Raw genomic sequence first — 3,317 nt, 5'->3', positions numbered from 1 at the left:
TCGCGGCAGGACAGCCAGCCCAGCAATGCCGACACCCAGCGCCAGGATCCCGATTGCCCCCAGCCACGTCACGACACCAGGGCTGGCCAGCAGGTCTCGGCCAACATCGCCCAGAGCCCCCCGCCGGGCCGCGATCAGCGAACCGGGCAGGGCCAGGCTGAGCAGCATCAGCTGGAGAGCCACCAGCCGCAGGACCCAGGCTGGACGGCGGGGCGCCGTAGCGATCAGCAGTACGGCGGCCGGCAGGAGGGGCAGCACGTACCCGGCCAGTTTGGTGGGGATCGCGCTGAACAGCACAAGCCCGAGCAGCAGCCACACTGCCGCCAGCTGCTGCAGTCGATCCAGGCCTGCAGCCTGCCGCCAGGACCGGCGCCGCTGCCAGAGCTGCTGCAGCGAGGACAGCAGCAGCGGCCACCACGCCACAGCAGGGCCAGCAGCACCGGCAGGTAGAAGAGCGGATGCTGGTGATGGCCATCAACGGCCTGTGTGGCCCGCTGCAGATTGCTGAACCCGATGAATCCCTGCAGATAGTCCCAGCGCCTGCCGGCGATCAGGCCTGCCAACCAGGGGCTGATCACCACCAGCATGGCCGTGCCCATCTGCAGCAGCGGCAGCGGTCGGAGGATGACCCGCCGGGTCTCGCCTCGCAGACAGCAATCCGCTCCGATGATCAGCAGGGGAAGACCGATTCCGAGCAGCCCCTTGCTCAGAAAGCCGACACCGCACCAGAAGCCGATCCAGGCGGCCCACCGCCGGGGTCTGAAAGGGCTCTCCGGCATGCAGAACCCGATCGCATAGCCGGCCAGGGCCAGCGTGATCGCGACACTCAGGTAGATGTCATGGACGGCCGAGTGGGCGAAAACGATCCAGCCGGGGCTGAGGGCCAGCAGGGTGCCGGCCAGGGCTGCCCGCAGCCAGGCCTCACGAGCGGGCAGCTCACGACGGGCCACCCGCTGCAGCAACCAGGCGATGACGGCCACTCCCAGGGTTGCGCAGATCGCCGCCGGCAGCCGTGCCAGCTCGGGGGTGAGTCCGAACCACTGCCAGACCACCATGGCGAGCCAATACGGCAGGGGCGGTTTGTCGGCATACAGGTGGCCATTCCACTGCGGCACCACCCACTCCTGCAGCCGCAGCATCGTTTCGGCGATGCCGATCTGCAGGGCCTCGGTCTTGTCGACCGGGGCCAGAGTGAACAGTCCCCCAAACAGGGCGAGGCTGCAGACCAGCGACAGCCAGAGGACCGTGGCCCAGCCCATCCAGGTGTTGCGCCCGAGGGGAGGAACAGCGCTGGCTGACGGGTTCAGCACAGCACCGCCACGCAGCGGCCGCAGAGGCTTGGATGGGCAGGGTGCTGGCCGATATCGGTTTCGTAGTGCCAGCAGCGCTCGCACTTCGCTCCGGATGCCCTGGCGATCCGCACGGTGAGCCCCCCTTCGCTGGCTTCCGCCAGCATCGCAGCAGGGGGCTCGCCGCCCTGCTGCACGCTCGAGACCAGCAGCCAGTCGGCCAGGTTGTCGACGCTGGGGTGGGGGGATTGCTCCAGCCACCGCAGGGCTTCTGCGGTGGTCTCGCTGCCCTCCTCCAGTTCCAGCTGAACCTGGGCCTCCAGGGATGCGCCGAGCTGTCCGCCTGAGCGGCAACTCTCCAGCTGACGGTTCACCAGGGCCCGCAGCGCCAGGATCCGCTCCATCGGTGTCTCCAGATCGGGACGNCGCCACTGCTCGGGTGCGGTGGGCCAGCCGCGCTCGAACACCGAGGTCTCGGCCACCGCGTAGGGCAGGTTCTGCCAGATGTCCTCGGCCATGTGGCACAGCACCGGCGCGATCAGGCCCGCCAGCCGCTCCACCACCAGGGCCAGCACGGTCTGGCAGCTGCGGCGGCGGAAGTCATCGGCTCTGCTCACATAGAGGCGGTCCTTGGCGATGTCGAGGTAGACGTTGGAGAGGTCCACCACGCAGAAGTTCTGCAGCGCCTGGAAGAAGCGGTAGAACTCGAAGCGCTCGAACTCTCCCGTGACCGCGTCGATCAGGGCGGCGCTGCGCTGCAGCATCCACTGATCCAGCAGCGGCAGCTGTTCGCAGCGCACCGAGTCTTGGGCGGGGTCGAAGTCGTGCAGGTTGCCGAGCAGATAGCGGGCCGTGTTGCGCACCTTGCGGTACACGTCGGCGAGCTGCTTCACGATGCCCGGCCCCAGGGGCACATCGGCGGAGTAATCCACCGAGCTCACCCACAGCCGCAGCACATCGGCTCCGTAGGCAGGCTCCTGTTTTTCGTTCCTGCCGCCTTCCACCAGCACCGCGGGATCGACCACGTTGCCGAGCGATTTGCTCATCTTGCGGCCCTTCTCATCGAGGGTGAAACCGTGCGTGAGCACCCGCTTGTAGGGGGCGTGGCCGTTGACGGCCACCGAGGTGAGCAGGCTGCTCTGGAACCAGCCGCGGTGCTGGTCGCTGCCCTCGAGGTAGAGATCGGCGGGGTAGTGGAGTTCGGGTGCACGGCTCTCGCTGCCGGCGATCCACCCAGCACGCCGGCCCAGGAGGAGCCGGAGTCGAACCACACGTCCATCGTGTCGGTGCCCTTGCGCCACTGGGCCGCTTCGTCGGCATACGCCGGCGGCAGCAGGGCGGCCTCATCGCGCTCCCACCACACATCGGCGCCGTGCTCGGCGATCAGAGCCTGGATGTGGCTGAGGGTGGCCTGGTTGAGCAGCACCTCACCGGTAGTGCGGTGATAGAACACGGGAATCGGCACGCCCCAGGTGCGCTGGCGGCTGATGCACCAGTCGCCCCGCTCGCTCACCATCGCTTCGATGCGGTTGCGGCCGCTGGCCGGCAGCCACTCCACCTGGGCGATGGCTTCGAGGGCCGTCTGGCGGAACCCCTCCACCGAAGCAAACCACTGCTCGGTGGCACGGAAGATCGTGGGTTTCTTGGTGCGCCAGTCGTAGGGGTAGCGGTGCTCGTAGCGCTCCTGCTTGAGCAGCAGGCCCGTCGCCTCCAGGGCGCTGAGGATCGCAGGGTTGGCGTCCTTCAGCACATTGGTGCCGGCGAAGGGGCCCGCCTCGGCCGTGAGATTGCCGGCCTCATCCACCGGGCAGAGCACCGGCAGGTTGTACTTGCGGCCGGTGTTGAAGTCGTCGACGCCGTGCCCCGGGGCCGTGTGCACCGATGTCCTCGGTGCCCGGATCGCCGGGCACACGCTCGCGCTCGATGTCGCGCTCGCTCTCGAACAGCGGATTGGCGCGCTCGTGCTCCAGGTCCATCGACCACCGGTTGGGACCGGAGATTCGCAGGATATTGCCCTCGATCTCGGCG

Annotated in this window: 3 protein-coding genes and 1 pseudogene; all 4 read right to left on the bottom strand. The window is 68.3% G+C overall.

Annotated elements, in window-relative coordinates:
- Window positions 1–258 (bottom strand): hypothetical protein (locus SYNGFB01_RS09960; protein WP_048017904.1); only part of this gene is annotated, 258 nt, incomplete at its 3' end.
- A complete protein-coding gene (locus SYNGFB01_RS09955) occupies window positions 225–1,259 on the bottom strand; it encodes a glycosyltransferase family 39 protein (protein WP_152669611.1) in 1,035 nt (344 codons plus the stop codon). The genes SYNGFB01_RS09955 and SYNGFB01_RS09960, both read right to left, overlap by 34 nt.
- 44 nt (window positions 1,260–1,303) lie before the next feature.
- Window positions 1,304–3,168, bottom strand: a pseudogene (locus SYNGFB01_RS09950) (class I tRNA ligase family protein); the annotation flags it as partial.
- The coding region (locus tag SYNGFB01_RS15575; RefSeq protein ID WP_235300098.1) for a hypothetical protein at window positions 3,086–3,317 on the bottom strand (232 nt) is incomplete at its 5' end. The gene SYNGFB01_RS15575 and the pseudogene SYNGFB01_RS09950, both read right to left, overlap by 83 nt.

The sequence above is a fragment of the Synechococcus sp. GFB01 genome (assembly GCF_001039265.1).
Classification (GTDB): Bacteria; Cyanobacteriota; Cyanobacteriia; order PCC-6307; family Cyanobiaceae; genus NIES-981.
This window is presented reverse-complemented; position numbering and strand designations above follow the sequence as displayed.